Here is a 26,712-nt window from a genome sequence, read left to right on the forward strand (position 1 = left end):
TTGATTTTTTTCGTTTCGATCGCTCATCTTATTGTCAAGTTACAATCTAAACATGAAATTTTAAATTGCTTCTAAGTTCTTTTCACCCGTGCGAATTCTGACAATTTGTTCGACGGGAGAAATAAAGATTTTTCCATCACCAATTTCACCGGTTTTTGCCGACGCAATCAGCTTATCGACCACCATATCGACGCGATCGTCTTCTACGACAATTTCGATTTTCAGTTTCTGGAGAAACTCGACCGTATATTCAGAACCGCGATATCGTTCGGTTTGACCTTTTTGTCGTCCGAAGCCTCGAACTTCAGAAACGGTCATTCCCACGATACCCGCATTTACGAGGGCAATTTTAACCTCATCTAGTTTAAACGGGCGAATGATTGCTTCTACTTTTTTCACATCAAAACTCCTAAAACTAGAACTCACACAAGCAGGCGAGCGACCGATCGCTCAATATATAGATATCGATGGAGATATCGTAATCGATTATACGTCGTTCCCCGTCGGCGCGTTCTCCACGGGCAACATCCACTCTCCGTGCTGGCGATGGTGCGGTATCGCACCCGATCGAATATCGATCGATTACACATCGAGTTGCGCTAACCCCAAATAGCGAATTCCTTCTGGGGTAATCTCAAACCGACAGGGCAAAACCTCAACCCCGCGCGCGATTGCCTCGCGCAAAAGCTCTCCGTAAACCGGGTCGGCGCTATCTCCAGGGGAAAAGCGATCGCAGTCGCTTCGATTTATAAAATACAACATCACCGATCGCGCTTGGGGAAGCAGGGACATCAACTCGCGCAAGTGCTTTTGTCCGCGCACGGTCACCGTATCGGGAAATAGAACCAAGCCATCTTGTTGTCCCCAGGTTGTATTCTTCACCTCCACGTAGATGGATTTGCCGTCGCCACTTCCTTCGAGGAGGAAATCAACCCGACTTTTGCCATCGCTGCCGTACTTCACTTCCGATCGAATCTCGGTGTAGTCTCCCAATTCCGGAATCAAACGCTGTTCGAGAACCCCTTTCATCACCCGATTGGGCAGGGCGGTATTAATGCCCACCCAGGTTCGCGCCGCATCTCGCATCTGAATCAACTCCCAAGTATAGGCGTACTTGCGCTTGGGGTTGTTACTGCAAGACAAAAGCACCGGGCTGCAGGGATCGCAAACCCCCGTCATCGGTCCGGTATTGGGACAATGTGCCGTGACGATGTCGCCGTTCACCAGTTCGACATCGGCCAAGAAGCGCTTGTAGCGTTTGACCAAGGTGCCAGCGTACAGGGGCGGATACTGGTATACAAAGTCTGTCATGGTCTCTGGTGGGATGGGACTCGGATGCAATGGAAAATAATCGATCGAGTTTCGGGTAGACTCCCACAAGACAAGGGTCGTTTGTTGCGGTTAAATGTTGGGGAAACCTTTCGCAATTTTTTACCTTTAATCTCCGTGTCTGAAGAGAAAAAGCCCGCTCGCTCCCTTGCTGGAATTGCTGGGATTGTAGCAGTCGCCACCCTGATTAGTAAAGTCTTCGGTTTGGTGCGCCAGCAGGCGATCGCCGCCGTATTTGGGGTGGGCGCGGCCGTGGATGCCTACAACTACGCCTACATCGTTCCCGGCTTCTTGCTCGTGCTGCTGGGGGGGATTAACGGTCCTTTTCACAGCGCCATCGTTAGCGTTCTCGCTAAGCGCGAACGGTCCGAATCTGCTCCCATCATCGAAACCATCACCACCCTCATCGGCGGCATTCTCATCCTCGTTACCCTCGGCTTAATTCTTTTTGCCGATCCGATTTTGAGTTTGGTAGCCCGGGGTCTGACAGAAACGGAGGTGGGGTTGCAAACGCGGGAAATTGCCGTGCGGCAGTTGCAGATTATGGCCCCCATGGCGCTGCTGGCGGGTTCGATCGGGATTGGCTTCGGTACCCTGAATGCGGCGGATATGTACTGGCTGCCCTCGATTAGTCCCCTCTTCTCCAGTGCGGCGTTGATTGCTGCCTTGGGGGGATTGGTATTCTATTTGGGCGAAAACGTCATCGAACCGGAATATGCCATGTTAGGGGGCGTGGTACTGGCGGTGGGAACGCTGTTGGGGGCGGGGTTGCAATGGTTCGTGCAGATGGTGGCGCAATGGCGGGCGGGTCTGGGTAAGTTGCGGCTGCGGTTCGAGTTCGATCGCCCTGAAGTTCGGGAGGTGTTGCAGGTGATGGGGCCGGCGACGTTCTCCTCGGGGATGATGCAGATTAACGTCTATACGGATTTGTGGTTCGCCTCGTTTATCCCCGGTACGGCTTCGGCTTTGGCTTACTCGGGATTGTTGGTGCAAACGCCGTTGGGGATTTTATCGAATGCGATTTTAGTGCCGCTGATGCCAGTTTTTTCTCGCTTGGCCGACCCGCAAAATTGGCCGGAGTTAAAGCTGCGGATTCGCCAGGGATTGATGCTGACTGCCCTCACAATGCTGCCCTTGGGGGCGCTGATGATGGCCCTAGCCGAACCGATCGTCCGGGTGGTGTACGAGCGATTTGCCTTCGATCGAGCCGCTTCGGAATTTGTCGCGCCGATGCTGGTGGCTTACGGATTGGGAATGTTCGTCTATTTGGGACGGGATGTGCTGGTGCGGGTCTTTTATGCCCTCGGGGATGGGGAAACGCCGTTTCGAGTCAGCGTGGCGAATATTTTTCTCAATGGGTTGTTGGATTATTTGTTGGTAAATGCCTACGGCGCGCCGGGTTTGATTTTGGCGACGGTGGGGGTGAATGTGGTGTCGATGGGGGTATTGTTGGTCTTGCTCGATCGCAAGTTGAACGGGTTGCCGATTCGCCAGTGGAGTTTGCCAATTGTTGCATTAACCCTTGCCAGTGCGATCGCCGGTTTTTCGAGTTGGATCGTCAATGATACCCTCAGCAGTCTTTGGGGCAATGAAGGGTTTTCGATTTTGCTGCTGAAATTGGGAATTTCTGGTGGTTTGGGGTTGGCAATTTTTGCCGTCCTTTCGATATTTTTGGGGGTTCCGGAAGTGGATTTATTAGTCGATCGCATTCGTCAAAAACTGAGACGGTGAACCACCAGACGTTTATCCTTTGAATGGAGTGCTTTTGATTCTCACGAGTTCTGCGATCGATATTGTCGGAATGTTATAGCCATATTCAGTCGCGTGTTTGACACAAGTGACCGTGGGCAGGCAATCGCGGTGGGAGCGGGGGAAGCTGGGGGAGAAAGATCGAAGATACGCTCTGTGAGCTCGAACTGTTCTAACCTAACTGAATACCGCTATATATCCATTTCGGTTAAATACTTACAATGTAAGCATTCAGCCGTCAGCTATCAGCTACTAGCTTTAGACTCTCAGAACAAGCTACAACTTCAGGAGTTTGGGTTTGGCAGAGGTTCAAGTTAGAAGCTGTGTCGGAGTTTGAAGCTGACGACTGACCGCTGATAGCTGAATGCTGACCTTACAATCATCGTTGTGGTGAGAACCGGGAGCATCGGGAGAGACTTAAAAAAGAGATGGAGCGGGTTGCGCTTAATTGTCACGAATTATCCGAACTCGATATGACGACGATCGATGTCAATAAAAAGCTTTAGACGGTCTTGTTACTAAGACAGTCTAAAGCCATTATCGTATCTGACAATCAAGTAAGACTCAATCGAAACCTCGCTCGAACAAGGTATTGAGTTCGTCGTCTTTGAACGTCTCTTCAATAAAAGTTTTTGAAAACAGGGAAAATGGTGGCTCTGAAGATAGGGATTGTAATTACCGACAACCGCGTGTAGAACTGTTGACAATAAGAACGCAGATGCACCCGAAGGTGAGGTTTTGGCAATTGCAAAATATATTAGCGTGATTTTCTGCCCCGTGCGGGAAAATTTCAGATTTATCTTACAATTTCGACGATCGGCATCCATTGGTTGGGGCGAGCGTCGCTAGGCGATCGCGAAGAAACTCGAATGCCCTATCTCCAACCGTTTAAGTTTTACATCGAATCGAGCCGCCTTCACAATCTTTTTACAAGTGCTTGTTAGGTTGAAATTGACGCTGTATTCGAGCACCTCATTCATTTCACCTCGGAGTACTGACCGCCTGTTTCTAAATATGGAAAAACCGCGATCGACCCCTTCGGCACCGAACCTTGACGCCAACTCAACTCATCGGAAGCCAGGGGGGTTCTTGACGTCTTGGCTCGCTCCGGCGAGAACTTGGCTGGGCAGTCTCAAAATTAGCCAGAAAATCAGTTTGGGATATGCTGTGGCCTTGGGAATTGCAATATCAGGGACGGCTGCAGGTATTGCGTTAGGCGATCGCCACCAGAATTTAGCCCGAAAACAGATCGAAGATGTCCTCGAAGAAACTCGCCTGTTGGCAATCCTCGATCGAGAACTCAGCCATGCGATCTTGCACCAGCACCGAATTATTATCTTCGGCGGGAAACCGAAGAAGTTTCAAGAAGAATATGCCGAGTTCCAATACCACGCCGCAGGGTTCGATCGAGCTTGGCAGGAGTTAAAAGCCACTTACGTCTCCCCAGAAATTGACGAGCGATCGGACGAGTTAGAACTGGTGAAAAAACTAGCGAAAAAATACGACGGTTTGACAGCTGCGTATTTTCACGAAGTTGAATTTATTTTAAGCGATCTCGATCCGAACAATTGGCGACCTGAAGAGGTTGAAGAAGACCAACAACGATTGATTCGGTTGAACCAAAACGCCCTGGGTCGATCGATGAAGAACTTTTCAGAAGATTTGGAAAACCTCGGTGAGGCGATTGCCCAGGAAACAGAGGACGCCGAAGAATATTTGCAACAGGCCGAAGCACTGCAAATTAAAGCGATCGCCTTGAGCATTGTCCTCTCCGTCGCGATCGCGGGATTGTTTGCCATTCGTACCAGTCGCACCATCTCTCTACCCCTGCGAAAAGTCACCTACATCGCCCACAAAGCTACAGCAGAAGCCAATTTTGACCTTCAAGCACCGGTCACCACCCAAGATGAAGTGGGAATTTTAGCTCTGGCAATCAACCAACTCATCGGGCGAGTACAGCAACTCCTCAAAGACCAACAACACGCCAACGAAAAGCTAGAACACTACAATCAAACCCTAGAGCAGAGAGTGCAAGAGCGCACCCAGGAACTGCACGATAAAAATGAATTTCTCCAGGACACCCTGCGCAAACTCCAACGCACCCAAGCCCAACTGATTCAAGCAGAAAAAATGTCGAGTTTGGGACAGATGGTGGCTGGAGTCGCCCACGAAATCAATAATCCGGTGAATTTCATCTTCGGCAATCTCACCCACGCCAAAGAGTACCTCGAAGATATTCTCAATCTCTTGCATCTCTACGAGCAGGAATACCCCACTCCCACCCCTGCGATTCAAACAGAAATCGAAGCGATCGAACTGGATTTTCTCGAAGAAGATTTGCTGAAACTGTTCGGATCGATGCGAGTGGGAGCCGATCGCATTCAGGAAATCGTGAAATCCCTACGCAACTTCTCTCGCCTGGATGAAGCAGAAATCAAAACCGTCGATATCCACGAAGGCATCGACGGTACGCTGATGATTCTGCAAAACCGTCTCAAAGCCAAACCCGAGTATCCGGCGATCGAGATCGTCAAAAAATATGGCACACTGCCCCAAATCGATTGCTATCCCGGCCCACTCAATCAGGTGTTTATGAACTTGCTCGCCAACGCCATCGATGCCCTAGAACAGAAACGACTCGAGCGACGCGAAACCGCACGCATCGAAATTCACACCGAGGCAATCGGCGATCGAATCTCGATTCGGATTCGCGACAATGGAACCGGAATTCCCAATTCGATCCGCAGCAAGCTTTTCGATCCCTTTTTCACCACCAAACCCGTCGGTAAAGGTACGGGACTCGGACTCTCGATTAGCTATCAAATCGTCGTCGACAAGCACGATGGAAGCCTCCAGTGTCGATCGAATCCCAGCGAAGGTACGGAGTTTGCCATCGAGCTGCCGGTTCGTCAAGCGGCGATTCAAGCAGCGTAGGGTGCGGTGTCACAAGCGATCGGTGCTCGGGGATGTGCGGGTTTAGAGTGTACCCATCGTCGGGGTCAACAGCCCCATTCCCCCTACCGGTGTCTCTTTGATGACGCGGGTACTTTATTTCTTTGCAAGTCCCTAAGTAATCAGTAATCAGTTTGACTTGAGACCTCCATTGTCAAGTTATTCGTAATCCAGGCCGATTGATAGGGTTTGAGAACGAACTCGGTGTGAACTTCTTCAATGCAGCGTCCGCTGATGAGATCGCACCAGGAGTCCGTACACACGAGATTCAAATTGGATAACCGCAGTTCCTGAGTTTGGTTACTGAGATTGTGAATGGAAAAAATACTCTGATCGCGATACATACTCTGCCGCCAGAAGGCAAAGATCGCTTGATTGAGGGGGTGCAAGGTGTACTGGGTGGCATTGGGATGAAATGCCGGTTGGCGGCGACGAATCTGAATCAGTCGGCATAGTTCTTTGAGAACGATGGCGTGGGGGGATTTAGGATCGCTCAGTTGCTTTTCTAACTCCTCGTCGTTCCAACGATGGCGGTTAATCGATCGATTGTGACCCGTCCGTTTCATATTCTCCGTATCGTTGCACGTGGCGAGCAAACTGTGGATGTAGAAGGCGGGAATTCCCTCGAGGGACATCATGATGGTTTGCGAGCACAGAAACCGCTCGATTTGCCAGCGATCTTCTCCTTTGGCCGTGCCTTTGAGAGCATCGAACAGGGAGATATTAATTTCGTAGGGACTTTGGCTGCCGTCGGGTCGGGTGCGATAGCTAATTTGTCCGCCAAATTGTTTCATCACCCCCACTAAGGTCTGAAATTCTGCCTCGGAGAGCAATCCTTCTGTGGGTCGCAAGCCAATACCATCGTGGGAGGCGGTAAAGTTAAAATACGCACAGCCGATCGGGGCGGGCGGCATACTCATCATCCAAGTTTTCAGGTGATCCGATCGACCCTGAAGCAGGGCGTTGAGAACCAATGGCGGCAGGCTGAAGTTATAAATCATGTGCGCCTCGTTCCGATTGCCGAAATAACTGAGGTTTTCCCGGTTGGGGACGTTGGTTTCGGTAATCAGGGCGACCGTCGGATCGAGGGTTTGTAAAATCTCGCGCAACAGGCGGACGATGGCGTGGGTTTGTGGCAGGTGAATGCATGTCGAACCCGGTTCTTTCCACAAAAAGCCGACGGCATCGAGGCGGATGTATTTTGCCCCTTTTCGAACGTAAAAGAGAATGATTTTAACGAATTCGATCAGAACGTCGGGGTTGGCAAAGTTGAGATCGACTTGGTCGTGGCTGAAGGTCGCCCAGACGTATTTATCCCCTCGATCGGTTTCAACTTTTGCCAGTAGTGGGGAACTGCGAGGACGCACCACATCGGAAACATCAGCTTCGGGGTCGGCTTCGATAAAATAGTGACAACCGGGTTCGAGCCCTTGTTTGAATTGTTGAAACCACTCGCTTTGACTCGATACGTGATTGAGCACCAAGTCGGCCATCAAATTAAATTTTTCGGCAATTTTTTCGATGTCCGACCAGTCTCCTAATTCGGAGTTGACGGCGAGATAGTCGATAACGGCAAATCCATCGTCGGAACTGTAAGGACAAAAGGGTAAAATATGAACGCCTGTTATCGTCTCTCCTAAGTGTTTTTCCAGAAAACGAGATAACGTCTTCAGGGGTTGTTCCCCGGTTGAACTGCAAATACTATCTCCATAGGTAATGGCGATAACGTTATCTTGATTCCACTTGTTAAGATTTTCGGCAACGGATGGGGCAAAATTTCCGTCGAGGAGCTCAAAAATTCGATCGACTAAAATTTTCCCCGTTCGATCTCCGTAAACTCGATCGAGTAGCGGCTTGACTTGTTGGGAAAAATATTCGTATCGATCGGTTGAATCAGTCGTCATCATAACTATACAATTGGCAAGCGATAGCGATAAAAATATGGCAAAAATGTAGAGACCCGAAAAGGTTGGTCTGGCAATCCCTCAAAGACTTTTGATTTTTGTCATGAAACGTTAAATCCCGACCCTTGGAACTGGGGGGTAAACGGATAATTGCCAACCTCAGTTAAACCCACATTATAGTGGATTTTGGAGTTGGGAAATTTGAGCCTGAAAATTTGAGTCCGAACATTGACAATCGGGCCTCTCCCACTTTCAAAATCTTGTTGTGACCCATCGATCGTCGATATCTTGTGAACCGATATATTCTAAACCGATTGCTCGTTGCGATTCCCACCCTGCTGGCTATCAGTCTTGTGGTATTTGCAGTCCTGACTCTAGCACCGGGCGATCCCATGGGAGAATTGGCGACCAACCCCGCGATTACCGCCGAGGTTCGGGAAAACTTGCGTCGCTCCCTCGGATTAGATCGCCCCATCTACATCCGGTATTTGAAGTGGGCGATCGCCTTTATTCGCGGGGATTTGGGATATTCCTTCGTTAGCCGCACCCCCGTAAGCGATCTAATGCTCCAGCGCTTGCCGACGACGTTGTGGGTGGTGGGTTCGGCTTACGCTTTGGCGGTGCTGGTGGCGTTTCCCTTAGGAGTAATTTCCGCTCTCAAACGATATTCGATTTTCGATCGTCTGGCAACGACGTTTGCATTTTTGTGGTTTTCCCTACCGACTTTTTTCACTGGACTGTTATTTATTATCGTTTTTAGCGTCCAATTAAAGTGGTTTCCTTTTATTTATCAAAGTACATTAAACGTTACAGATTGGCAAAGTTTTGTCGCACAAGTTCAACAATCAATTATGCCTATTTGTGTATTGGGACTTTATCAAGGGGCAATGTTGATGCGGTTCGTGCGCGCCTCCGTTTTAGAGCAATTCGATCGACAATACGTCCGTACCGCTTATGCCAAGGGATTATCGCAGTTTACTGTCGTGCGACGACATATCCTCCGCAATGCGATGATTCCGGTAGTGACGCTCGTTGCCCTCGATATTCCTGCTGTTTTTACCGGGTCCCTGGTGACCGAACAAGTTTTTCGAGTTCCGGGTATCGGTGCACTTTTAATTGAGTCAATTTATCGCAGCGATACCCCAGTCGTTATGGCAATTACGATCGTTTATGCTATTTTGATTGTGGTGTTCGATCTTATCGCCGATCTGATTTACGTTCTCTTAGATCCGAGGGTTCAATACAAAAAATAGGTTCGTTAAACATTTGTTAAACAACCGGGTTCTCGGTCATCCGATCGCCCTAACTGGGGAGCCGATTGAAATGCCAATAAAAATGAAAGAGATGGAAATGGCCAACCGTCAATTCATGGCAGAGGCAATTGCCCAGTCCTTACTTGGGGTTCGCTCTCGAAAGGGCGGTCCTTTTGGAGCTGCGATCGCCAAAAACGGAGAACTGATTGCCAAAGCTCACAATCAAGTCACCTCGACGAACGATCCCACCGCTCATGCCGAAATTATCGCGATTCGCCGAGCTTGCCAAGTTCTACAAACCTTCGAGCTAAAAGGCTGCGCACTGTATACCAGTTGCGAACCCTGTCCGATGTGTTTGGGAGCCATTTATTGGGCTAGACTCGAGCGTGTTTACTATGCCAATACCAAAGCTGATGCGGCGGAGATTGGATTTGACGATGGCTTCATCAATGATGAATTGAAATTGCCCCAGCCCGATCGTCAACTTCCAATGATTCAAATGATGCGAGAAGAAGCGATAAGTGCCTTTGAGGAGTGGATTCGCCTTCCCGATAAGGTTGAATATTAAATACACTCACTGCCTCGGGATCGGTAAACTCACAAACAACCTCAAAAATCCAACTCAAAAAATAGCGTTCCTCAAGCAACAATATCCAATTGAGACTTGGGTGTATTGTATAAATGTTCGGTCGTGAATGCTGAATATTTCCATGACCCATTTCTCTTGGCTCGCCGATTCAAATTTGGCAGTTCGATCGTAATCGTCTAGTGTTAGCGAGACTTAATTTTTCCTGCAATTTGTATCAATCGAACCGTGTTAATTGTTGATAGTTGACATTGACTGCTTATCGAGCTTTACTACTTGCTATAGATGGTGCTGTATCCTCTCGTAAAAATAGAAATTTCAGCATCTACAACCCATTTCAAACTGAAGGAGAATCGTTATGCCATCTAACAACGACCCCAAGACATACTCCAAGAAGTTACGTCCTTGGGCTGTCGCTCGTTTGCTGCCGGATATGCAACAGGAGATCGTCGCTCGCTTTCGCACTCAGTCCGATGCGAACGGTCATTTGTCTTGTTTGAGTCGGCAAATTCCCAACGATCGGTATCTCGTATTTTTTGACTACCAACCTTCATCGACGACACCGGCTTCTCCAGAACCGACTGTGGGTGTGTGAATCCAAAATTTTGAGTTGAATTTTGTCAATTGAATAGTAGTTTCCCCCCGAATAAAAGTCGGGGGAAAATATTTTTCCTTTCAGGTTGGATGTGATGGATTCAGAAAATTGACCGTAATATAGCGTTTCTCGAATGAATGAGGTCCGGAAAATCCCCCTAAATCCCTCTGATGAAGGAGGACTAGAGATTCACGATCGGTTCTCACTGATTTGAGAACTGCTAGATCGAGTTCGGTTGCATACTGACAATGACCGTTGTCGTGAGAATCGGGGGCATCGGGAGCATCGGGAGAGACTTAAAGACGAGATGGATCGAATTGTGCTTAATTGTCACGAACGATCCGAACTCGAGATCGTACACCCTCGATCGCGATTCAACCGAACTCAATCTTACTGGTGATAGAGTGAATCTCGATATAAAACTTGCTCTTGATGGGTGGCGATTGTGCAATCGGACAGAGGAGAGGCAACGCAAATCAGCCGATATCCCTCGTCGAGTTCGTGGGGTTGGAGAAATTTCTGGTCTCGAGTATCGATATCCCCACAAATGAGTTTGACAACGCAGGCGGAACAATTTCCCTGTCGGCAGCCTGCGGGTAGGCGAATATCGTTATCCTCGGCGATGTCGAGAATATATTCATCTTCGGGAACTTCAAGGGTACGATCGAGACCCTTATCTCGATTGAGCAAGCGAACTTGATAAACGCTCACAATTTGGCAACCTTCGCAACGAATGCGGATATCGTTTGGGGGAGTCGGGGTCGTGGCAAGAGCAAAGATGACCCCCATCTGGCAACACGCCGCCGACTCCGATTCGGTTCTATGTCAAGACAAAGTACAAATGAAAAACCAGAGAACCGAACCCGATATTACACCGCGACGGCAACTCGATCGTTCGATCGCGGCTGGGTAACGGATGGGTCGCGCACCTCTGACGAAAAAGACGGAACGGCCAAACCGTTACCATCGCTGGCGCGCAAAATCGAGACTTGCAGCCGTAAGTTCGGCGTGGCAAACCAAATCCGTTTCTCTCCGCTAGCATAGCGATAGTGAATGGTCTCGACGAAAGTGCCGTCTTCATTGAGTTCGTAACGACTCTCGGAGGCAAGGGTTTCGGGAAACCCCGGCGATCTCAACAAGTAACCTTCGTTCGTATTATAGAGATCCGGGATGGGGACGACGATATAGCGACCCGATCGATTTTCGGAGATCGTTCCCCGCGATTCATTATGCCAATGAACGCAGAACGGGGAGATCGTATCCCTGGGATCGACACCATATTGCCTGCATAAATCGATCGCCTCTTGGTCCTCTACATCCAACAAGGTCGTACTCACGGTAGAGCACATTTCGTCAAATTTTCTCGATATCGGATCGTGACCGCTACGCTGCGATCGCCAACACCCTAGAGACAGGGTAAAAAATTGGTGGATGTTCATAGTCAATCTCGGTAATGCACGCAATGTTCAAGTTCGTACCCCCTAATACCGAACTGTTTTGGATCGAGAAAATCACCATCGATTCTTTTCGATTTTTGAGATTTCAATCCCGTGACAGTTTTTATTTAAAGTCGTTTTATGAATAGATGTATGTACCGAACTGCACCCAAATCAAACATTAACCCTGAAACTCTACCAACAGAAGGTCAAAACACGCTCGATCGTAACTATTGAATAAATTCCCCGCCCGTGCTGGCAAGAATTCTGTTTAGAATCTCGTTTCCATCTCCCTGAGATTTCTCTCGTCCCGAAAGAAGGGGAAGCTTGAGAAAGCTTGGGTCGATCGATTGGGGAATTTTCCCTTTTAGAAGGGGGATTATCGGATATCGAGCGTGTTTTGACCTAAATTTTAACCACTGAAGTCTTGCTTTTCAGGTTATCATTTTTTTTCGATGCGTTCGGGAACAAACGTTACTGCAATATTCAGACTCCTTAGGATACTCGAATAGGGTAACTCTCGGGGGTAACGGAACGGCAATGGCGTTACCGAACCAAATCGATCGCATTGGCAAACAAACTTTGCAAGCGATGTAAACTGGCTCCCGCTTGGTACAATAAATCCCCTTTCCCCAGCAGGTATGCTGCTTCCTTGCGAGACCCCCCCAACACGATCGCCGAATCCGCCTCGCTAGCCGTCCGCAGTGCGATCCGTCCCGGTAAGTTCGATCGAATAATGGGGGTCACCACTTTGGCTTCCGGACGCTGAGTGGCGATAATCAAGTGAATTCCAGCGGCCCGCGCCATGGCCCCCAATCGTTTGATACTCCCTTCGAGGGGGTTTTTAATCTCTTTATCGGTCATGAAATCGGCATATTCGTCGAAAATACAGATAATTGCCGGTTCTGGGGGTTTATCTCGATCGATCCGTTTTTGGTTGTAGCTGGATAAATCGTTGCAGCCGCAGGCTTCAAACAGCCGATATCGCCGTTCCATTTCTTCGACTAATTCTTCCATCAATTCCACGGCACGATCGCAATCTTTCACCACCGGCGACAGCAGCCACGGCATCCCCTCAAATTCCGGGAACGTCACCCGTTTGGGATCGACGAGGGCAATTTTGAGTTGTGGGGGAGAACGACGCTGCAACAAGCTCAGAAGGAGCGCGCGCAAAAACTCACTTTTGCCGCTTCCAGTCGTTCCCCCCACCAAAAAATGGCAGGTATTGGGATCGGATAAATCCGCTTCGACGAGTTTGCCGTCCAAATTCACGCCGATGGCAATCCGAACCGGTGCAGTTGCGGGAGTTGAGGTGGGTTGGACGTACTGCTCGAAATAGGCGATTTGGCGATCGCTTCTGGGTAAATCGACGCTGACGTATCCCGCTTGCGGCGCAATGAGCGGCAGTGCCGGAATTCCCAACTGCACTTGCAAATCTTCCTTGCGAGTCAAAATCGAGGAAACCTTCACCCCCAGCTTGGGTTTGAGCTTCACTCGCACGAATGCCGGCCCGACTGCTGCGCCTTGATAATCGACATCGACGCCAAATGCTTGGAGAACGGTTACTAGTTGTTCGGTAATGGCATCTACTTCTGGGGTGGGGGGGGAAGACGCGGTGACGCGGGGACGCGGTGACGCGGGGATGGGGGATGAAGTTTTTTGATTTTTTTGGGAGGGAGACTTTAGAGAGGGGGAGACGGGGGAAGGGGGATTCGGTTTGGATGGAGTTTTCCGATTTTTTCTGGTGGGAGACTCTCGAGAGGGGGAGATGCGGGGAGGCGGGGACGCGGGGATGTGGGAAGGTGGATTCGATTTGGATGGAGTTTTCCGATTTTTTCTGGTGGGAGACGAAGCGGATTTGGCTGGGGTTTCAACTGGGGTTTCGACTGGGGGAAAATAACCCTGACATTTCTGCTGCTGGGGACAAATCTCGCACAGTTTCGACTGAGAGGTTGGCGGTGGCGGATTGGGTTGCGGCGGTTCCCACGCCAGCCATTGCCGCATCTGCGCGAGTTTGTGGGGAATCAGTTGGTGGACGGTGCGATCGAGTTCTTCCCAGGGAAACTGATATGCTCGAAACTCCGGCAGTACGCAGTACACGGCCGCATCCACCGGTTTGCGTTTCTGTTGCTGCAACATATAAGCATACAGCGCCACCTGTGCCACCTGCGCGGATAAATCGGCAGCTTGGTACGTTTTGTATTCCACCGCGCACAAACGACGGTTGGCAACGTCATAAACGAGGCTATCAAATTGACCCCGCACGAGTTGTGTCGTACCGTCGGGTAACTTAAATTGTGCCTGTACTCTAAGTTCTCGATCGACAAATGTTTGCGGGAGAATTGTATCGGCATGGCAGTGATATCGGTTTGCCACTAACAACTGCGCGTAATGGCGAATTAAGCCGCAAACTCCCTGCCATATTTGATAGAGGGTTGGCGCTAAATGGGGTTTCTCTCCGACAACAGATTGGAGGTAGGGATAAAATTCGATCGTGTAGAATAGTTGCTGCATTTCCTGCGCCACCTCTTCGGCTTGAAGCTGTTCGGCTGCCGGAGTTAGCAGAGATCGAAATCGAGTATCTGCGATCGCGAGTTCGACAAATTTTTGCGCCAGTTGATGGAAGGGATTGCCGATGGCAGCATACTGAGTTTTGGGGAGAAATACTGTCTTGCCACCAAAGCGCCGCTCTAAGTAAAATAAGCGAGGACATTCAAAGGCTACTCGCACGTTAGTAACGCTAAAAGAAGGGTCATTTAATTTTGCAGTTGGCACAAATATTTCCTCCTCAGTTTGGGTATACTTTGGCGCAATAAATTCGAGTAGCTGGCGATGAACGTGAGCTAAATAAACGGTATCGAGTTTTGCATAGTGTAGCTGTTTTTCGCTCAAGGGTCGTCGTCGCCAGTCACTACTTTGGGGTTCGCAATCGATCTGGGTAAACCCGCAGAGTTCGACAGCGAGGGTTTTCAGTTTTAGGTTCGACGTTCCCAGGCGTTTCTTCGATATTTTTCGGGCTAACTGATAGGTACAGGTGATATTTTTTGCCTGTTTCTTACCCAAAAATTTTAAATCGTAACTGGCATGATGAAAAACCTTTTCTATTTTGGGATTTGAAATAATTTTTTGAAGAAAATATGCAACGAGCTGAGGTCGATCGAGAACATCTAAAATATAAGCGGATTCTCCAGTGCGATCGTCGGGGTTAATAAGGACTTGAATCAGGGAAATTTTCGGATATTTGGTTTTCCAGTCTGCGGTTTCCGTATCAACCCATAATATGGTTTCTAAAGCAAGAGTGTCGATCGCACCTTTAATTTCGGTGGCTTGGGTTAAATACAAGAAAATATACTCCTAAAACTATTCATGCTTTAGTCTAATTTAAGGTATCCAGTATACAAACCACGATTCAGGTTGTGACTGATGACCAGTAATTTGTATCGGATTTTTTAGAGCAATTTTCTGTAGTGTTTTAACCATATAATCGTCAGAAATAGAGTCCGCAATTGTTTGTTCGCGAGTTTTCTCAATTAACGTTTGAACAGATAAAAAATTTTGGATTTTGAGCAACCGTAACATAGATTTTTCAAGATTATGTTCTGTTGTTGATTTAAGATTTCGATCTACGCTCTCACTTGCTTCAGTCTTTTTCGGATTAGCTGTAAATAAATTCAATTCTTGCAGAAGCGAACAGGATTGTAAAACCTTAGATTGGCGAACGAAATTCTGTAATTGCTCGACATTCGGAAATCGATCGCCAACTTGCAGTTCACCCACTCGCGATGCATTCAGTAAGTTCGTATAAGTTGCTAAGTAATATAGAGACTTTAGATGAGGTCGAATATGAATACGATTAGCAGTACTAAAAAGAGATTGGTAGATTTGATAACCTTTATTGGATGATTTACCAACTTGAGCTGCACGAATTAAATAAAATTGTTCGAAATAATTTTTATCGATTTCTTTTTGGCAAGCTTTCATCAAAGAGCAAAACTGGGTTAAATTAGCATTTTCAGACCAAATCACACCAATTTTATCTTTCGTGTCACGTTGTTGATACTGAAAAGAGTATCGAGTTTGCTTATGATTTACTAAAATACTATTTTTGAGATTTTCGACTTGTAATACTTTAAGGATTTGTTCGAGCATCTCCACTAGCTCAAAAGAAGAAAAATCATAAATCGATCGTAGAGATTCTCTTTGTTTTTGAAATTCTACGTTCCAAACTATTTTAAATTCATTTAAAGGATTTTGGGGTTTGATATTATCTCCTCGCATATATCGATCGATTAACTTTTTACCCAGAGCGATCGCATTTCTAATATTTGTCTTACCTCCGGGAAACTCAGTTTCGAGCTGTTGGCGGCTTAACGGATAAATTGGTAATTCCGGTTTGGGATTAGCTTGAATGTGTAGGGGGTGCAACCGGATTCGCCAAAGTTCTTCAGCCAGGTCGAGATTAATCGATTTTAAAGTGACGCGAGCGTTAATCCGAGCTTTATCTGATTGAGTAATTCGATCGGAATTTTGTCTGGCGATATCGGTGACTAAACTAATAATAACGAGAAAATTTTTCAGATTTTCGTTATGAAAGTTCGTATTGACACTAAAGACCGACGGAAGATTAATATGGTCGAGTTGGTCAAAACAGAGGACAATCGGACGATTTTTATCGGCGATTCGACCGAAATTTTCGAGAATTTTTTGCGCGGCATATTCAGAATCAATAGATTTTCTAACCCGCAAGGCTTTTAAACTTTCCTCATCGAGATCGTCACCTTTGAGCCACTGACAGGCAAGGTGATAAAGGTCGGGTTTGGTTAAATTATATAAAACTCCAAAAAACTCATGAGGATTGTAAATGCCGACTGGATAGGTACTACTAAAATTACGGATAAAGAGAGTTCGCTCTCCCAATAACTTTTTCATCATGCTGCGGCTTTTTAATGCCGACAAACCTTGAAGCCACAGTAGGAGTTGCGAGCGTCGTTTGCCATCGGGGACTCGAACTAAACTATCCACCGTTTGCCGCAAAACATGACGTAATATATACTTACTATCGCTACAGTGACCGATATATACAAAAAAAGCTTTCGGGTTGAGCTGTTGTTTTAGTCTTCCTAATAGATAGCTTTTGCCAGAACCCGAATCGCCATAGAGAAGCAACGTTCGAGTTTGATGATCTCGAGCAACAAGATCGAGAAATAATTCAATTTTATCGATCGCATCTTGATGAATGGAGTTAACCGTTAATGTTGGATCTTGACGATCGGTCCAGAAATTTCCATGTCTTGAAGAGACTGCATCAAATGGATTAACAGCTTGTTGAATAATTTGGTCGATGGATGCCATGCCGATCCTGCAAAATACTTAAAAGATAAGAGTCTGGGATTAAATAGCGGAAAATTCAGATTCCGAGAGATCGGAAATTGTCAGAAAAAATAGCGGTCCTCCCATGTTTTGAGGAATTCCCGCCTCAATTTGCGTGCTGGTATAAGGACTAGTATCGGTGAGGGAACTCATCTCGATCCGATCGTCTCGCTGCAAGCGATATAGCGTCTTATCCAACTCATCCCGAGAGAGCATTGCTAATTTCTGGCGTAGGTGAAAAATCGGCAAATAGTTATCCGTCCCCAGTTGTCGATCTAAATCCCGAATCGTCTCTAAAATGTCCTCATCTCCGACTTGATGCGTCGTCTGAGTCGTCGTCTGATTCGTCGTTTGTGGAGATTGCACGCTCGATATATTGGATAGCAAGTTCGTCTGCAGCATTCCAGTTTCATTTCCCAGCGATTGCCGCAGAGATTTCCGTAAAAAACGAATGTAGTTATCGAGCATTTGTCCGCTATAACTCGAAGAATGACCGCTGGGATTAAACTCATCGCGTAAATAGATTTTTCCTCGTTCGCTTAGCCAGACTTCTTTAATTTTTGTTTCTACGGCTTTGAGGAATCCGCGATCGATTAAATCATGAATGGTTTCTTGTCGTTCGTTCGCTGGAACCTTTTTTATTTTTCCCGGTGCAATCGTTCCCTTGGTACTGGCTTTTAGGACTTCTAATTCAATTGGCGTAATCGGTAAATTACTGGGATCGACTTTCAGCAAAGATTCTCCGGCAAGGGCAATTTTAAATTTTGTAATCTCCTCAGAACGTTCTACCCAACCGCGATTGTACAGTTCCCGACAAATTTTTTTACACTCGGCGGCTGAGGTTTTAGAATTCGGTTTGATTTTCGGATTTGTAATGGAGGCTCGATAGTTTTCAAAACCTAACAATTTCAAGATAAATTTAACTTCTTTTGTTTCCATCAGATAATTGTCCATAGCGCGCTCGAGAATTAACTCAAGCAAAAATAAAGTAATATCTAAGAGTGATTACGTAGGAAAAAAAATATTTTTTGGTAAATATACCTTAATCAGATATTATACAAATTAATTGTTCCCTTGGCATTGCCTCGGGATCGAGGACTTTAATTTGTTTTTCCTGGACGATTCGCTCGAGCAATTCCTCAATTTCCACACGATCGAGATCGAGAAACCGCGCCATCGTATTTTCAATTAACGCGCTTCTGCCAATCAACTGCTGTGTTTTAATCAGTTGGATTATAAATTCTCGTGCAGTACTAATTTGACTTGAAGATGAAGAGACATCTCGATCGGAGACGATTCCTAAATCTTTGAGTAATGGAAGATGATGCCAAACCTTCGATTCTCGACTTAAATGTTTTAATGCTTGAATATCAATCGTTTGGGAACCCAAAGTTAACTCCCCAGAAGCCGCCGCATAGAACAAGTTTTGATACGTGGCTAAATAGCAGACAGACTCTATATTGGGAATAAGGTGAATGTGATTCTCTTGAGTAAATATTTTTTTGTGAATTTGATATCCTTTATTTTGCAGTTTTCCCCATCCTTGAGACCGAATCAAGATAATCGAATCGCATAAGTCTCGATCGAGAATTTCTTGGCAGGCTTTCATAACATAGAAAAAATGCGTTAAGTTCGGATCTTCACTCCAAATTAAACCGATTTTTCGATCGCCGCGATAATAACTGAGTGTAAAGGATGAATAGCGATGGGGAAATAAACTTTTTTGCGTGAGCCGATCGGTATTTAATGCGGCTAACGCTCGTTTTAACATTTGCACGAGTTCTAAAGAGGAAAATTGACGAATTCTCGCGATCTGTTTTTGAGTTCTGCGTAAAGCCTCGAACCACAAAAGCTGGAACGCAGCGATCGAGTCTTCCATATCAACTCCGCTACCGGCTTTATATTCAAGAACGAGCTTTCTCGCGATTTCCAGAGCATTACGAGGATTTGTTTTACCTCCCGGAAAGTGTTTATCTAAAATCTCATATTCTAAGGGAAAAATTGGCGAAATCGGTTTGGGATTTGCTTGTTTGTGAAGCGCAAAAAGCCGAGTTCGATATAGGGATGTTGCTTGAGATAGGGTGATCGGTTTGAGCAGAATTTGTCGATCGATTCTCACCAAATCCGAGGGTTGCATCCGATTCACGTATCGACGTGCCGTGTGAGTAATTAGACTAACAACAATCAAAAAGTTTTTAAATTTTTCGTTATGAATGGTAGAATTAAAGTTGAGTAAGTATTGTAAGTTCACTTCACCATCTGTGGTGCCGGCAATGCAGTCTAAATTATCAAAACATAGAACGATCGGAAATGTGCCGACAGACAGTCTCCCAAAGTTCGCTAAAATTTTGTGAGCGGCATCTTCCGTTTCAATAGGATATCGAACCCGTAGCCGGTTTAAATCTTCGTCATCTAAGTTTTCTCCCCTCAACCAATCCGAGGCAATTAAAAACTTTTCTGGATCGAGTAAATCGTATAAAACACTTAAAAATTCATTGGCATTGTAGAGATCGGAAGGATGAAGTCCTCGCAGTTTACGAATAAATGCTTTTCGATCTCCGAGCCATCGATCGATAAGACTGCGTTCTTCAAAAATTGATAAACTCTTCAGCCAAATTAAAAGTTGAGATTCTTGTCGATCTCGAGGAACTTCGAGCAAGCTATCAACCGTATTTCTGAGGATATGCCGCCACAAAAAATCGCGATCGACCCACGGACCGATATAGGCAAAAAAGGCTCTTTGATTTAACGTTTGCTTGAAGCGATCGAGCAAATGACTTTTTCCCGCACCAGAATCTCCACATAAGAGAATTGTGCGGGTTCGCCGATCGCTATTGACGAGATCGAGCATTTCGGTCATTTGCCCGATTTCCTCTTGATGGATTGAATTGACGGTTGTTTGGCTATCTTGGGATTCTTGCCAAAAGTTTCCCGGTCTAAAATTTACCGAATCAAAAGGATTAATTGCTTGGCGCAAAATTTGCTCGATCGATGTCATCTCTTACATTATTTTTGAATTACTTTTAAATCACCATTAATCCCACGTGCAACATTGTGCCAAGTTTGACATCGAGTCTTACCCTTTCCCATATCGAGGAATCGGCACGATTCAGTGGCACGATCTGCAATTAAGACTGATTTGAATAGAATCATCGAATCCGTTTGTTTGTTATACGTGTGTCAAACATCAAATCTAAATATATTCGGAATATTTTAAGATTTCCTTCAAAAATAATAAATAGCGTACCGCTCGCACCATTCCAGTGCCAAACAAAGGAAATCTAGACTATAGAGAGAAAAGATTGGAAGCGGGTTAAGCGGAACTCTCAGGAATCTCGATCGTTCATTGTTAGAAATACGTAATTTTGCTGAACTCACCGGCAAATTGTTTCAGCTACAGTCGAAAGAGAAGACTACCATTCAATTCTGTATTACCCTCATGCACCGGACTCCTTCTCCCGTCCCCTTCGTCAATCTCAGCTTGATGCATCGACCCATTCAAGCTCAGCTCGAACAAGCCGTTCAGACTGTGTTGCAGCAAGGAGACTATATCTTGGGTCGAGCGGTGAGCGAATTTGAGTCGGCCTTTGCCTCTGCTTGCGGCGTGCCTCATGGTATTGGTGTTGCTTGCGGAACCGACGCCATCGCTCTCGGACTGCAAGCTTGCGGAGTCGGTGCGGGAGATGAGGTGATTTTACCGGCAAATACCTTTGTTGCCACCCTGATCGGAATTCTCCATGCCGGTGCTACCCCGGTGCTCGTCGATTGCGATCCCCAAACGGCTCTCATCGATTTGAATGCCGCCGAAAAAGCAATTACGCCACGTACCAAAGCCATCGTTCCGGTACATTTGTACGGTCAGATGGTCTCTCCCCGGCAACTGCTCGATTTTGCCAGCACCCACGATCTGATTATCTTTGAAGATGCCGCCCAAGCTCACCTGGCACACCGAGACGGCTATACTGCCGGTTCCGTGGGAATGGCAGCCGCATTTAGCTTCTATCCGAGCAAAAACCTGGGTGCGGCTGGCAATGGTGGCATGGTGGTCACCCAAAACGATGCTGTCGCCGAGAAACTGAGATCCCTGCGCAACTACGGTGCACCGCAGAAATACATCCATCGAGATCGCGGCACCAACAGCCGCCTCGACACCCTACAAGCCGCGATTCTCAACGTCAAGCTGCCCCATCTGAGTACCTGGAACCACCAGCGCAATTGGGCGGCCCAACAGTACGACGCGCACCTGGCTTCACTACAGTCTCAGGGCATCGTGCCGATTCAAAACCAAAGCGATACCGGTCACGTCTACCACCTCTACGTGGTGCGAATTAATCCCGCGATTTCCCTCGATCGAAATCGAATGGCCGACGAACTCCACAATCGCGGCATTCAAACGGGGGTTCACTATCCCGTACCCTGCCACCTGCAACCGGCATATCAATATCTAGGCTACCAAGCCGGTGACTTCCCCCACTCCGAAGCCCTTTGCGAGCAAATTCTGTCGCTGCCGATGTTCCCAGGCTTGAGTGCGACCCAAATTCATCAAGTCGTCGATGCGATCGCTTCTGCGGCGACTTCCCAGTTGTCGGCGGCCTGAGTTCCCCCGATTTCGGGAATTGGGGGATAGGATGGGAGAGAAATTCGATGTATCTCGATCTCTGGGATCGATACCCCCCATCCCACTGGCACTTCCAACCCAAAAACTCGATCGCCAGTGACGGAGGAACATCCACAGATCGACCCACAAACTCGATCGCTCAACGACTCATTGCCATGGACGCTCGCCAAAAATTTCCAGCTCTTCTCGATCGATACCTGCCAGAACTCGCCATCGCCGCTTTGTTAGGAATCATGTACGGCCCGCTGATGTTTCATTGGGTGGATGGGTGGCTCAACAAAAGTATCAGCATCGAGCACGAATATTTCAGTCACGGTCTGATTGGCATTCCCTTCGCGGCTTATATCGTATGGGGCGATCGCCATCGGTGGCAAAACCTCAGCGATCGCGCTAACCCCATCGGCGCAGTGTTCATCGGTTTGGCCGGGGTTTTTTATCTGAGCGGTTTGTGGGATTTGGTCAACTTATCCCTTCCCGTGATGCTCGTGGGAATTTGCCTCTGGTTCAAAGGTCTTGAGGGGTTGCGACTGTTCTGGTTTCCCTTACTTTTGGTTCTACTGGCGACTCCCAACGATTTACCCTACCTCATCGCCCCCTACACCATGTGGCTGCAAAGCGCGATCGCTGGAACGGCTGGCTTTATTCTCACCGTGTTCGGTATGGATGTCACCGTCGCCGATATCTATTTATTGGTTGGCGGCCGCATGGTGGAAGTTGCCCCCCACTGTGCGGGGATTAAAATGCTGTTTACCACGATTTACGTGGCCCTGATGTTGCTGTACTGGACGGGCGTTATCTCCTCTCGCGGTACCAGCATCATGTTTTTGAGTTGCGCGATCGCCATTAGCGTTGCCACGAATGTGGTTCGCAACACGATTTTGACCTTCTTTTACGGCGCGGGTCGAGACGACCTTTTTCACTGGATGCACGATAGTTGGGGGGGCGATGCGATTTCGGCCATCATGCTCGTATTACTCATTCCCACCCTGACCCTCGTTGAAAAAGTGGCAAGTTTGCTGTTTCCCGAGACGGAAGCAAGTTGAGAATTCGAAATTCGGAATTCGGAAGTCAGAATTAAAGCATTCAGCTATCAGCCATCCGCCGTCAGCCGTCAGCTTGTTCCCCCCCACTTCTGGGATTTCAATGGGTTCAGCTACCACTCAATCCTAATTCCGCTCCGATCTCGAGAACTCTAATTCAACCCATGCGAGGGCGCGTTCTCTTCCAAAGCTGATAGCTGATAGCTGATAGCTAAGTGCTGAATGCTTACATCAGAATTAAAGACAAGGGAGATGGAGAGAAGTAGAAAAGAACCATTCATCTGGATTTCGCTGTTAATTGTCCATTGTCCCTACCCTTGGCAGAATCGAACACCAAAACAACAGGAGATGAGAGGATGAGACTCTCGGGAAATCAAGATAAATGTTCCCCAACCGAGAACGATCGCGTGGGTTCTGCTACGAACGTACCCAAATTCTGGCATCGGTATCCCATCTCGAAATGGGTGGTTCCCCTCTTTTTATTGGTTCTACTGGTCGTCGGTACTTTACCGAACTATTTGCAAGGTCGCTGGACTTGGACGGAAGCCCCCGAGTTAGCTAATATCAAACCCCTGCGAGAACTCGCGAAAACCGGGGTTGTGCTGACCGATTGGCAGACGGTTGCCGAACAAGAATTGGAGATCGGTCCTGGGAAATGGCTGCGACAGGAAATTAAATCCGATGGTAATGCCGATGTTCATACCGATGACAGTCCCACTGGTGCGGTTTTATTCTTGCACCCCCAAACTCGCAAAACCGGAACCTCCTCTCAACCTCAGATGGAATGGACGGATCTGGATTTAGCGAATGGGGTGTTGGGATGGAAAACCGATTCTTACCAAAAGCTGAAGTTTAGTATCTCCGATGTCGGTAATGGTTCTCCGGCTAACGTGGAAGCTCGATTCTTCCGAGGGTGGAACCGGCGACAGACCTACGCGATCGTTCAATGGTATGCATGGCCCGGCGGCGGACATCCCAGCCTCAATCGTTGGTTTTGGATCGATCGTCGCGCTCAACTGTCCGGTCGGCGAATGCCTTGGGTCGCCGTCTCGATGTCGATTCCCATCGATCCCTTGGGGGAAATTGAAGATGTGCGCGATGCGGCCCAATCTTTGGGACAACAGGTTCAGATTGCGCTGGAAACTCAGGCGTGGTCGGAGGAGTCTTAAGGTTTAGGGTGTGGGGACGCGGTGATGGGGAGAGGGGGCATAGCGTCGCAATTTACCCATTCTCAATTGTCCGTTGATTCCCCCCCTTCACCCGAAGATGTCTTCTCTGGAAATTATGGTTAACGTACGTTAATTTGATATATTTTCCCCCTGCTCATACCCTACCATAGGGCGGAAACGAAGTAAAATCGTTAATTTATTGCAGCCATTCTCAATAAATCGGGCAAATTTCGGGTGAATTTTCGGCTCGATCGCAGACTTTAGCCTCCCAGTTGCAAAACCGCTTCAGCAACTTGTGCGGAGACGAAGGGCAGCAATTGCTCGTTTTTCCCCTGAGCCTTTCCTTCGGAAAACACCACCAATAAGTAGGGGAGGCGATCGCCAAACTCGATATACGCCGCATCGTGGCGCACTTGGCTGGTGAGTCCCGCTTTCGACCACACTTGAGTCGCCTGGGGTAAGCCATCCCCCAGGAAGCCTATCACCTGATTTTCCGGGTCGGCAGCCAGTTCTGCCGGGTCGAGGCTGCGTTGGGTTAGTGCCATCATCTCCTGCGATCGCGCCGACGATACCGCCACCCCACCAACGATACTATGCACCAGCCTTGCCGTGGCGTTGGTGGTCAGCATATTCCGGTTTTCCATCATCATCCCCAGAAATGCCCGCTCTCGACCGTATGGGCCGTCGCACCAGGTTTTTTGATTGACGTTAATGGTTTCCAACTCCGGCCAACCTAAAGACTGGAAGTAACGGTTAACGATGTTACGCTGAGATTTCCAAGTCTCGAAAGGACCCGCAGGTAATTCCGGACCGCTGGTGGTGCCACTGAGAACGTCGATAATGTATCCGGTCGCATCGTTACTCGAATCGACGATCGCATCCCGAAGGGCCCGTTCCAACTCTGGGGAAGAAGACATCATCTCCCGCTCGAGCCATTCGTGTACCGCCACCAGGTAAAATAATTTGACGATGCTGGCGGGGTAAATTCGCTCGACTCCCCGGTACTGAAAGCCTCGGGGTTTGTGCTTCCAAAATTCCTCGGCACTCATCGCCCCACCGGTATTGACAAAAACAGGGGGTTCGTAGACCACCCAGGTCAGTGCCAGTTGATTTTGAGCGAGTTGGGGAAATTCGGCCCAGGTGGCTTCTAAAATGCGATCGCCCAATTGGGTCAGTTCCTCGTCTTTGCGAAAAAAAGTCATCTTTCTCGAACGAAAATTAGCACTTAGCCCACTGTATGGTTTCTCTATCCGAACTTCAACCGGCGATCGAATATCAGTGTTTAACGGACTTGGATTTATACGATTCTCCAAAGTGCGATCGCTTGGCAACCCAAGCCGCCGCGAACCGACATCTAACCATTCTCGCACTTCCCCTGCACGATGAGGGCAACCGAGCCATTCGAGTTCGACTGTGCGAAGATGACTATCCCGGCTGGCTGAGGGTTGAGGACGCCCAAAATTTGCAACCCGCTGCAACCCCGTACGTTGCCCCCATCCTTTCGGATGCGGAAATTCAAGCCAAAATTCCCGATGCGATCGCATTTACCCACCGTGCCATGGAAAAACACGAATGCTACCTCTGGGGCGGAACGGTGGGGCCGAATTACGATTGTTCGGGATTGATGCAAGCGGCATTTGCCTCGGTGGGGGTGCGGTTACCTCGGGATGCCTACGAGCAAGAAGCGTTTACTCAGCCGGTTGAGTTGGAGGCATTGCAATTGGGAGATTTGGTTTTTTTCGGAACGCCAGAAAAAGCCACCCATGTGGGATTGTATCTGGGGGAGGGGCGATACATTCACAGTTCTGGGGTAGAAAAGGGACGCAACGGCATGGGAATTGACGTGCTATCGGAGGCGGGTGGCAAGGTGAGTCAGACCTACTACCGGGAACTGCGAGGGGCCGGACGGGTGATGGAGAGCTATCAACCGCATGGAACCGTTGAGAAATGAAGGAAAATGCTAAAAAAATACGCTAAGTTACACCTATTCGCGATCTTTGGTAGAATTAGCCCAATCGAAATCTAAATTATTCAAATAATTTATACATTTCGTTATTTACAATAACATCACAGTTCGAACTTTATGGTTTTTAAAAAGATATCCGACCAAGCTAAGCAAAAAGCAGAAGAAGTTGTCGCTTCCGGTCAAGAAACACTCGATCGATTAATTGACGAGTTCAACGAAATGCTGCCCTTTGCTGAAGAACTTGGATTAAGTATTGGTAGTTTCAATATCGAAGCGGGTCTACTTCCTACCATTAGTACGACTCTCGTGGGTTCGATCGAAGATATTCAAAATGAAGCCGTCGAACGTTTAATTTCGGAGCATGAAAGCAATAAACTTTTGGTCGCTATCTTGAAAACAGTTTTGATGGCCAAAGGAATTCACGCGCGTCTTGAAGGCGCTTATATCTCGATTCTTAAAGATTTGGTCATTGATATTAAATTGGGAGTTCCTCCGAGTATTTCCTGCCGCTTTCAAGCCAATTCATAAATGACGCTTCGCGCGAACGATCGGGTTGACAGACGGGCTGATTGATATCAAGTTCGGTTAAACACTTACAATTCCGGTTTGAGTGAGCTTCGCTTGCTCTCGGGGACGTGAGGGGCTTCGGGAGCGGTCGGACCCCGCGTCGGACGGGGCGTATAAACTCCTGGGGACACCCCAGGAGACAGCCCCTTCGCAAGAGGTCGGACCCCGCGTCGGCGCG

General features: G+C 47.8%; 21 protein-coding genes. 11 read left to right on the top strand and 10 right to left on the bottom strand.

Going from position 1 to position 26,712, the window contains the following annotated elements:
• Positions 1-60: 60 nt before the first annotated feature.
• Together AC2215_RS21290 and sfsA are read right to left on the bottom strand one after the other, a co-directional pair.
• Positions 61-399 (bottom strand): P-II family nitrogen regulator, encoded by a 339-nt coding sequence (locus AC2215_RS21290; protein ID WP_486812020.1) that lies wholly within the window; start codon positions 397-399, stop codon positions 61-63.
• A 183-nt stretch (positions 400-582) separates the two neighbouring features.
• Positions 583-1,311, bottom strand: coding sequence for a DNA/RNA nuclease SfsA (sfsA, locus tag AC2215_RS21295; RefSeq protein WP_486812021.1), 729 nt, complete (start codon positions 1,309-1,311; stop codon positions 583-585).
• 135 nt (positions 1,312-1,446) lie between these two features.
• Between sfsA and murJ the strand changes: the two genes are divergently transcribed.
• Positions 1,447-3,060, top strand: a complete 1,614-nt coding sequence (gene murJ / locus AC2215_RS21300; RefSeq protein ID WP_486812022.1) for a murein biosynthesis integral membrane protein MurJ — start codon at positions 1,447-1,449, stop codon at positions 3,058-3,060.
• A gap of 1,107 nt (positions 3,061-4,167) precedes the next feature.
• Entirely contained in the window at positions 4,168-6,012 is a 1,845-nt protein-coding gene (locus AC2215_RS21305) for a sensor histidine kinase (protein ID WP_486812023.1), read from the top strand.
• 140 nt (positions 6,013-6,152) lie between these two features.
• Here the strand turns inward: AC2215_RS21305 and AC2215_RS21310 are convergent, their stop codons facing one another.
• Entirely contained in the window at positions 6,153-7,937 is a 1,785-nt protein-coding gene (locus AC2215_RS21310) for a sugar phosphorylase (protein WP_486812024.1), read from the bottom strand.
• 287 nt (positions 7,938-8,224) lie between these two features.
• Here AC2215_RS21310 and AC2215_RS21315 point away from each other — a divergent pair, with 287 nt between their 5' ends.
• From AC2215_RS21315 to AC2215_RS21325, 3 genes are all read left to right on the top strand, one after another.
• Positions 8,225-9,187, top strand: coding sequence for an ABC transporter permease (locus tag AC2215_RS21315; RefSeq protein WP_486812025.1), 963 nt, complete (start codon positions 8,225-8,227; stop codon positions 9,185-9,187).
• Positions 9,188-9,257: 70 nt separating this feature from the next.
• Positions 9,258-9,755, top strand: a complete 498-nt coding sequence (locus tag AC2215_RS21320; protein WP_486812026.1) for a nucleoside deaminase — start codon at positions 9,258-9,260, stop codon at positions 9,753-9,755.
• Positions 9,756-10,131: 376 nt separating this feature from the next.
• Positions 10,132-10,368, top strand: a complete 237-nt coding sequence (locus tag AC2215_RS21325) for a hypothetical protein (protein WP_486812027.1) — start codon at positions 10,132-10,134, stop codon at positions 10,366-10,368.
• Between the two features lie 390 nt (positions 10,369-10,758).
• Here AC2215_RS21325 and AC2215_RS21330 read toward each other — a convergent pair whose 3' ends face one another.
• Positions 10,759-11,079 (bottom strand): 2Fe-2S iron-sulfur cluster-binding protein, encoded by a 321-nt coding sequence (locus AC2215_RS21330; RefSeq protein WP_486812028.1) that lies wholly within the window; start codon positions 11,077-11,079, stop codon positions 10,759-10,761.
• A 52-nt stretch (positions 11,080-11,131) separates the two neighbouring features.
• On the opposite strand from AC2215_RS21330, the gene AC2215_RS21335 reads away from it, so the two are divergent.
• Positions 11,132-11,281 carry a hypothetical protein gene (locus AC2215_RS21335; protein ID WP_486812029.1) on the top strand — a complete coding sequence of 50 codons (150 nt, stop codon included), beginning with the start codon at positions 11,132-11,134 and terminating at the stop codon, positions 11,279-11,281.
• On the opposite strand, the gene AC2215_RS21340 is transcribed toward AC2215_RS21335, so the two are convergent.
• The 5 genes from AC2215_RS21340 to AC2215_RS21360 form a co-directional block, all read right to left on the bottom strand.
• Positions 11,238-11,807 carry a phycobiliprotein lyase gene (locus AC2215_RS21340; RefSeq protein ID WP_486812030.1) on the bottom strand — a complete coding sequence of 190 codons (570 nt, stop codon included), beginning with the start codon at positions 11,805-11,807 and terminating at the stop codon, positions 11,238-11,240. The two genes, AC2215_RS21335 and AC2215_RS21340, sit on opposite strands and share 44 nt — an antisense overlap.
• Before the next feature lie 543 nt (positions 11,808-12,350).
• Positions 12,351-15,146 carry a DNA translocase FtsK gene (locus tag AC2215_RS21345; RefSeq protein ID WP_486812031.1) on the bottom strand — a complete coding sequence of 932 codons (2,796 nt, stop codon included), beginning with the start codon at positions 15,144-15,146 and terminating at the stop codon, positions 12,351-12,353.
• A 39-nt stretch (positions 15,147-15,185) separates the two neighbouring features.
• A complete protein-coding gene (locus tag AC2215_RS21350; RefSeq protein ID WP_486812032.1) occupies positions 15,186-17,156 on the bottom strand; it encodes an ATP-binding protein in 1,971 nt (656 codons plus the stop codon).
• A 39-nt stretch (positions 17,157-17,195) separates the two neighbouring features.
• A complete protein-coding gene (locus tag AC2215_RS21355; protein WP_486812033.1) occupies positions 17,196-18,113 on the bottom strand; it encodes a hypothetical protein in 918 nt (305 codons plus the stop codon).
• A gap of 103 nt (positions 18,114-18,216) precedes the next feature.
• Complete coding sequence (locus AC2215_RS21360) at positions 18,217-20,172, bottom strand: ATP-binding protein (protein ID WP_486812034.1); 1,956 nt, start codon at positions 20,170-20,172, stop codon at positions 18,217-18,219.
• 441 nt (positions 20,173-20,613) lie between these two features.
• Between AC2215_RS21360 and AC2215_RS21365 the strand changes: the two genes are divergently transcribed.
• From AC2215_RS21365 to AC2215_RS21375, 3 genes are all read left to right on the top strand, one after another.
• Positions 20,614-21,771 (top strand): DegT/DnrJ/EryC1/StrS family aminotransferase, encoded by a 1,158-nt coding sequence (locus tag AC2215_RS21365; RefSeq protein ID WP_486812035.1) that lies wholly within the window; start codon positions 20,614-20,616, stop codon positions 21,769-21,771.
• A gap of 176 nt (positions 21,772-21,947) precedes the next feature.
• Positions 21,948-22,835 (top strand): cyanoexosortase B, encoded by an 888-nt coding sequence (gene crtB / locus AC2215_RS21370; protein WP_486812041.1) that lies wholly within the window; start codon positions 21,948-21,950, stop codon positions 22,833-22,835.
• A gap of 353 nt (positions 22,836-23,188) precedes the next feature.
• Complete coding sequence (locus tag AC2215_RS21375; RefSeq protein ID WP_486812036.1) at positions 23,189-24,001, top strand: cyanoexosortase B system-associated protein; 813 nt, start codon at positions 23,189-23,191, stop codon at positions 23,999-24,001.
• A 260-nt stretch (positions 24,002-24,261) separates the two neighbouring features.
• Here AC2215_RS21375 and AC2215_RS21380 read toward each other — a convergent pair whose 3' ends face one another.
• A complete protein-coding gene (locus AC2215_RS21380) occupies positions 24,262-25,203 on the bottom strand; it encodes a serine hydrolase (protein WP_486812037.1) in 942 nt (313 codons plus the stop codon).
• Positions 25,204-25,238: 35 nt separating this feature from the next.
• Between AC2215_RS21380 and AC2215_RS21385 the strand changes: the two genes are divergently transcribed.
• Together AC2215_RS21385 and AC2215_RS21390 are read left to right on the top strand one after the other, a co-directional pair.
• Positions 25,239-25,952: a C40 family peptidase gene (locus AC2215_RS21385; RefSeq protein ID WP_486812038.1), complete on the top strand. Its 714-nt coding sequence runs from the start codon at positions 25,239-25,241 to the stop codon at positions 25,950-25,952.
• 132 nt (positions 25,953-26,084) lie between these two features.
• A complete protein-coding gene (locus AC2215_RS21390) occupies positions 26,085-26,495 on the top strand; it encodes a hypothetical protein (RefSeq protein WP_486812039.1) in 411 nt (136 codons plus the stop codon).
• Positions 26,496-26,712 lie beyond the last annotated feature (217 nt).

The sequence above is a fragment of the Zarconia sp. genome, from assembly GCF_057467645.1.